This is a genomic window from Dietzia cercidiphylli (genome assembly GCF_014145145.1).
GTDB classification, from domain to species: Bacteria; Actinomycetota; Actinomycetes; order Mycobacteriales; family Mycobacteriaceae; genus Dietzia; species Dietzia natronolimnaea.
The window spans coordinates 1-6,398 of the sequence record NZ_JAALEA010000087.1; the positions used below are offsets into that span (position 1 = coordinate 1).

Sequence of the window (6,398 nt, forward strand, 5' to 3'; positions counted from 1 at the left end):
GCCGGAGCACGCGTGCCCCGGTTCGGACCCGGCTCCGCGGCCCGGCACCTGTCCGAGGGGGGTGCCGTCCCGCTCGACGGGGCCGACCCCTCGGGCGCGGCCGGTCGCGACGTCGACACCCCCGAGGATGTCCGGGCACTGACCGGACGGGCCGTCGGTGAGGCCACCGCGGCCGTCCTGAGGACCCCCTCTCTGAGTCAACGTGCTCACTCCGCCGGGGTATCGGCCACAATGGTCCGGTGACCGCAGACGACCCCGTGCTCGAGCAACTCCCCCGACCCCGTGACCGCTACCTCAACCGAGAACTCAGCTGGCTCGACTTCAACGCACGAGTGTTGGCCCTGGCGGGCGAGAAGGACCTGCCGCTACTCGAGAGGGCCAAGTTCCTCGCGATCTTCGCGTCGAATCTCGACGAGTTCTACATGGTGCGGGTGGCCGGCCTCAAGCGCCGCGACAAGACGGGTCTGTCGGTCAGATCCGCCGACGGCCAGACGCCCGCCGAGCAGCTCGGCCGGATCAGTGTCCGGACCCGCGAGCTCTGCGACGAGCAGACCCGGTTGTTCCACGACGAGATCAGACCCGAACTCGAGCAACACGGGATCCGGATCCTGCCCTGGGGCGAGCTCACCGCCGACGAGCGGTTCTCCCTGGCGGAGCTGTTCAGGAACTCGATCTTCCCCGTCCTCACGCCGCTCGCCGTCGACCCGGCGCACCCCTTCCCCTACATCTCCGGACTCAGCCTCAACCTCGCGGTGATCATCCGCGACATCGGTTCGGGGCAGGAGCACTTCGCCCGGGTCAAGATCCCCCACAACGTGCCCCGGTTCGTCAGGGTCGCCCGGGACGCGGAGGACGAGTACTCGTTCGTGCCCGCCGAGGAGATCATCGCGGCCCACCTCGGCGACCTGTTCCAGGGCATGGAGGTGGTCGAGCACCACGTCTTCCGCGTGACCCGCAACGCGGACATGGAGGTCGAGGAGGACCGTGACGAGGACCTGCTGCAGGCGCTCGAGCGCGAGCTCGCCCGCCGCCGCTTCGGCTCCGCCGTGCGGCTGGAGATCGCCGAGGACATGACGCCGCGGATGCTCCGGATCCTCCAGCACGAACTCGACGTGGACTCCGAGGACGTGATCCGGTTCTCGGGACTGCTCGATCTGACGGGGCTGTGGCAGATCCACGGCCTGGACATGCCCGACCTCAAGGATCCGGCGATGGTCCCCGCCACCCCCCCGGCATTCGGTGAGCGTGAGACCGCCCGGAACATCTTCGCGTCCCTCCAGGAGGGCGACGTCCTCGTCGAGCACCCGTATGACTCGTTCGCGACCACCGTCCAGCGGTTCATCGAACAGGCTGCTGCGGACGAGAACGTGCTGGCGATCAAACAGACCCTGTACAGGACCTCCGGCGACTCCCCCATCGTCAACGCTCTCGTCGACGCCGCGGCGGCCGGCAAGCAGGTCGTCGCACTGGTGGAGATCAAGGCCCGCTTCGACGAGCAGAACAACATCCGCTGGGCGCGAGAGCTCGAACAGGCCGGTGTCCACGTGGTGTACGGCCTGCTGGGACTCAAGACACACTGCAAGACCTGCCTGGTGGTCCGGAAGGAGGGCGACCGGCTACAGCGTTACGCCCACATCGGCACCGGGAACTACAACCCCAAGACGGCCCGCCTGTACGAGGACGTGGGGTTGTTCACCGCGGACGAGGAGGTCGTGTCCGATCTGACGGACCTGTTCAACCACCTCACCGGGTTCTCCAACGTCTCCAAGTACCGACGACTGCTCGTGGCCCCCGAGGGGATCCGCTCGGGGATCATCGAGCGGATCGACCGCGAGATCGGCTTCGCGGCCGAGGGTCGCGAGGCGGGGATCCGGCTCAAGGCCAACGCGCTGGTCGACGAGCAGATCATCGACGCCCTCTACCGGGCCTCGCAGGCGGGCGTGCAGGTCGACATCGTGGTCCGCGGGATCTGTGCCCTGCGCGCCGGTGTCCCCGGGCTCAGCGAGAACATCCACGTCCGCTCGATCCTCGGACGCTTCCTCGAGCACTCGCGGATCCTCAACTTCCGCGGGGCGGACGAGGTGCTCATCGGCAGCGCCGACATGATGCACCGGAACCTCGACCGCCGGGTCGAGGTGATGACCACCGTCACCGACCCCCGGCTCAAGGGTCAGATCCACCGCATCTTCGACTCCGCCCTCGACCCGGCCACGCGCAGCTTCCATCTGAGGCCTGACGCCTCGTGGGCGCGGATGCCCGCCCCCGGGGACCGGTCCGACTCGGTCGACCACCAGGAGCGCATGGCCTCCGTCCACGCGGGGTTCCGGGACCGATGAGCAGGAAGTCGAACGGCGGCCGGACCAGCGTCCGGGTGGTCCCCGCGGCCGGGGCCGTCCTGTACCGCATGGACGGGGGGTCCGCCCGCTGCGCCGTGGTCCACCGCCCCCGGTACGACGACTGGTCGTTGCCCAAGGGCAAGGTCGATCCCGGTGAGTCGCTGCCCGTCACCGCGGTGCGCGAGATCGCGGAGGAGACGGGGTTCTCCGCGGCTCTCGAGTCCAGGATCGGGACCACCGCGTACCCGCTCAAGGAGAACACCCGGAAGGAGGTCACCTACTGGTCCGCTCTGGCGTCCGGGGGCGGCTTCGAGCCGAATTCCGAGGTCGACGAGATCCGGTGGCTCCCGGTGGATGAGGCCCGGGATCTGGTCTCGTACGCGTTGGACCGCAAGATCCTGACGCGCTTCGCCGCGGCCCGACCGGTGGATTCGGTTCTCCTGCTGGTCCGGCACGCCAAGGCGGGGAGCCGCTCGGAGTGGAGCGGTGACGACTCGTCGCGCCCGCTCGACAGGGCCGGACGCACCCAGGCCGAACTCCTGGTCCCGATGCTCAGGGCGTTCGGCGTCCGGAGGCTCCACAGCGCCCCGCGGGTGCGTTGCGAGCAGACCGTGGGTCCACTGGCCGACGAACTCGGGGTCGGCGTCGCCGTCGAGCCGGTCCTGAGCGATGAGGCGTACCTGGATGATCCCGTCACCGCGCGCGAGCGCGTGGTCGAGATCGCCGGCGGCGACGGGGTCGCGGCGGTGAGTTCCCAGGGAACCGCGATTCCCGGACTCGTGGGGGACCTGGCCGGGCTGGCCGGGATCGATGTGGGAGACACCTCGACCAAGAAGGCCGGAGCCTGGGGGCTGGGGTTCGACGGCGGGACCCTGGTGTTCGCCGACTACTACCCGAGCCCGCTCCCCGTGCGGTGAGGCAGACGGTCAGCTGACCTTGTCGCGGTGGTTCACGCCGTTCTTCCCGACACCGCCGAAGGACTGGTGTGAACTGGACCGCTTTGCGGCGAGTCGCCCTTCCGGGAGCGTCTCGGTGCCCTGGACGACGGACTTAAAGTACTGCCCGGGCCGGAAGGCGGGCGAGTACGTGGGTGGCACCGGGATGGACTCACCGGTGTGCGGGTTGCGCGCGACCCTGGCCGCACGCGCGCGCTTCTCGAAGATGCCGAATCCCATGATGGTGATGGACTCTCCGGCCGCCACCGCCCGCACGATGATGTCGAGAGTGTTCTCCAGCGCCTCGGTGGCGAGCTGCTGGTCTCCGTCCATCCGTTCCGCCAGCTCGGCGATCAGGTCGGCCTTGTTCACGAGGGATCCCCCTTAGGGTGAGTACGCCGACGCGGCAGAGCACCGCGTCATACGAAATATAAGCATACTCACACGTTGCCGTCACGGGGAGCGTTCCGGACGTGACTCCGGACCGGTCGGTCAGCCGCCAGGTGCCCGGTCGGTCAGCCGCGACCGGGCAGCGTGGTGACGGGCTTGAAGGTCGGCCTGCGCTGCTCGAACTCCGCGATCGCATCGGCCTGCCGGAGGGTGAGCCCGATGTCGTCGAGACCTTCCATGAGGCGCCAGCGGGTGTAGTCGTCGATCTCGAACGGGACGGTCACGTCCCCCGCGGTCACGGTCCGGGTCCCCAGGTCGACGGTCAACTCGAGGCCCGGACGCTCGTCCATGATCTTCCACAGCAGGTCGACGTTCTGCTGCTCGACCTGCGCGGCCACCAGTCCGGACTTGCCGGAGTTGCCGCGGAAGATATCGGCGAAGCGCGAGGAGATGACGACGCGGAAGCCGAAGTCCTTCAGGGCCCAGACCGCGTGCTCGCGCGACGAGCCGGTGCCGAAGTCCGGACCCGCCACGAGCACCGAGGCGCGGTCGTACGGGGAACGGTTGAGGACGAAGTCGGGTTCGTTCGCTCGCCAGGACGAGAACAGTCCGTCCTCGAAACCGGTGCGGGTGACGCGCTTGAGGTACTCGGCGGGGATGATCTGGTCGGTGTCCACGTTGGACCGGTGCAACGGCGCCCCGATGCCGGTGTGGGTGGTGATCGGCTCCATGATGATCAGGCCCCCTTCGCGGGCTCGAGATCGGCGGGCGAGGCCAGGCGGCCGACGACGGCCGTGGCCGCGGCGACCGCCGGGCTGACGAGATGGGTACGGGCGCCCTTGCCCTGGCGGCCCTCGAAATTGCGGTTGGAGGTCGAGGCACAGCGCTGGCCGGGCTCGAGTGAGTCCGGGTTCATCCCGAGACACATGGAGCACCCCGGTTGACGCCACTCGGCGCCGAACGCGGTGAACACCTTGTCCAGGCCCTCCTGCTCGGCGAGCTGGCGCACCTGCATCGATCCCGGGACGACCAGCATCCGGACACCCTCGGCGACCGCGCGGCCGTCGATGATCTCCGCCACGGTCCGGAGGTCCTCGATACGCCCGTTGGTGCACGAGCCCACGAAGACCACGTCCACCGGGACATCGCGCAACGGGGTGCCGGCCTCGAGGTCCATGTACTCGAGCGCACCCTCGGCGGCGACACGGTCGCTTTCGTCCCCGAAGGACTCCGGGTGCGGGACGGTGGACCCGAGGGGCACACCCTGGCCGGGGTTGGTGCCCCAGGTGACGAACGGGGTGAGGGCGGAGCCGTCGATCACCACCTCGGTGTCGAACACCGCGTCATCGTCGGTCCGCAGGCCGGTCCAGTACTCGACGGCGGCGTCCCACTCCTCCCCGGCGGGGGCGTGCGGCCGCCCCTTCAGGTAGTCGTAAGTGGTCTGGTCCGGGGCGATCATCCCGGCCCGGGCGCCGGCCTCGATGCTCATGTTGCAGATGGTCATCCGCGCCTCCATCGAGAGCTTCTCGATGGCCTCGCCGCGGTACTCGATGATGTGCCCCTGACCCCCGCCCGTCCCGATCTGGGCGATCACGGCCAGGATGAGGTCCTTGGCGGAGACCCCCGGCTGCAGTTCGCCGGTGACGGTGACGGCCATGGTCCTGAACGGCCGCAGCGACAGTGTCTGGGTGGCCATGACGTGCTCGACCTCGGACGTCCCGATACCCATCGCGATGGAGCCGAACGCTCCGTGGGTCGAGGTGTGCGAGTCTCCGCACACGACGGTCATGCCGGGCTGGGTCAGGCCGAGCTGGGGCCCGATGATGTGGACGATGCCCTGCCCCGGGTCACCCATCGGGTACGCCCGGACCCCGAACTCCTCGCAGTTGGTGCGCAGCGTCTCGATCTGGGTCCGTGAGACGCGGTCGGCGATGAGGTTGACGGCCCCGCCGACGATGTCGGTCGGGACGTTGTGGTCCTCGGTCGCCAGGGTGAGGTCCGGACGGCGCAGGACGCGGCCCGCCAGCCGGAGTCCGTCGAAGGCCTGCGGGCTGGTGACCTCGTGGATGAGGTGGAGATCGACGTAGATGAGGTCCGGCTGACGGGCTTCGCCCTCCCCCTCGCCCCTGACCACCACGTGGTCGTCCCAGACCTTCTCCGCCAGGGTTCGGCCCCGGGCACCTCCGGACGGTGTCACACTCATCACGCCTCCAGTCCACGCCCGGGTGTCGAACCGATGGATTCTCACCATGTAGGACGCTATAGTCGAACTGTGAGACAGTATAGCGGGATCGGAGTCCTCGACAAAGCCATGACGGTGCTCCACGCGGTGGCCGAGCAGCCGTGCGTCCTGGCCGACCTCTGCGAGCGCACCGGACTCCCCCGGGCCACCGCCCACCGGCTCGCGGTGGGCCTCGAGATCCACCAACTCCTGTCCCGGGACGACGCCGGCGTGTGGAGCCTCGGCCCGGGCCTGGCCAAGCTCGCCGCGCACGCCGCGGATTCCCTGGCGGAGGCCGCATCCTCGGTCCTGCCCCGCCTCCGCGAGGCCACGGAGGAGAGCGTCCAGGTGTATCGGCGCGACGGCGACCGGCGGATCTGCGTGGCCTCCGCCGAGCCCCCGACCGGCCTGCGGGACACCGTCCCCGTGGGGGCCATCCTGCCCATGAGCCGGGGTTCGGGTGCGAAGGTCCTGGCGGCGTGGGCCGACCCCGCCACCCAGCGGGCGTTACTGGTG

The 6,398-nt window shown here is 69.5% G+C and carries 6 protein-coding genes and 1 pseudogene; 3 read left to right on the plus strand and 4 right to left on the minus strand.

Annotation, left to right across the window (positions count from 1 at the left end; genetic code table 11):
• Window positions 1–210, minus strand: a pseudogene (locus G6028_RS17415) (hypothetical protein); the annotation flags it as partial.
• 29 nt (window positions 211–239) lie between these two features.
• On the opposite strand from G6028_RS17415, the gene G6028_RS03960 reads away from it, so the two are divergent.
• Together G6028_RS03960 and G6028_RS03965 are read left to right on the plus strand one after the other, a co-directional pair.
• Window positions 240–2,336: an RNA degradosome polyphosphate kinase gene (locus G6028_RS03960; RefSeq protein WP_182609743.1), complete on the plus strand. Its 2,097-nt coding sequence runs from the start codon at window positions 240–242 to the stop codon at window positions 2,334–2,336.
• Window positions 2,333–3,253: an NUDIX hydrolase gene (locus tag G6028_RS03965; protein ID WP_182658111.1), complete on the plus strand. Its 921-nt coding sequence runs from the start codon at window positions 2,333–2,335 to the stop codon at window positions 3,251–3,253. The genes G6028_RS03960 and G6028_RS03965 overlap by 4 nt, the downstream gene beginning before the upstream one ends.
• Window positions 3,254–3,262: 9 nt before the next feature.
• Here G6028_RS03965 and G6028_RS03970 read toward each other — a convergent pair whose 3' ends face one another.
• The 3 genes from G6028_RS03970 to leuC all read right to left on the minus strand — a co-directional run bounded on the left by G6028_RS03970 (window position 3,263) and on the right by leuC (window position 5,864).
• Window positions 3,263–3,643, minus strand: a complete 381-nt coding sequence (locus G6028_RS03970) for an HU family DNA-binding protein (RefSeq protein ID WP_179525501.1) — start codon at window positions 3,641–3,643, stop codon at window positions 3,263–3,265.
• 143 nt (window positions 3,644–3,786) lie between these two features.
• Window positions 3,787–4,392 carry a 3-isopropylmalate dehydratase small subunit gene (gene leuD / locus G6028_RS03975; protein WP_182609742.1) on the minus strand — a complete coding sequence of 202 codons (606 nt, stop codon included), beginning with the start codon at window positions 4,390–4,392 and terminating at the stop codon, window positions 3,787–3,789.
• Window positions 4,393–4,397: 5 nt separating this feature from the next.
• Window positions 4,398–5,864, minus strand: a complete 1,467-nt coding sequence (gene leuC, locus G6028_RS03980) for a 3-isopropylmalate dehydratase large subunit (RefSeq protein WP_182658112.1) — start codon at window positions 5,862–5,864, stop codon at window positions 4,398–4,400.
• 69 nt (window positions 5,865–5,933) lie between these two features.
• Between leuC and G6028_RS03985 the strand changes: the two genes are divergently transcribed.
• Window positions 5,934–6,398: helix-turn-helix domain-containing protein (locus tag G6028_RS03985; RefSeq protein ID WP_182658113.1), on the plus strand; the 465-nt coding region annotated here is incomplete at its 3' end.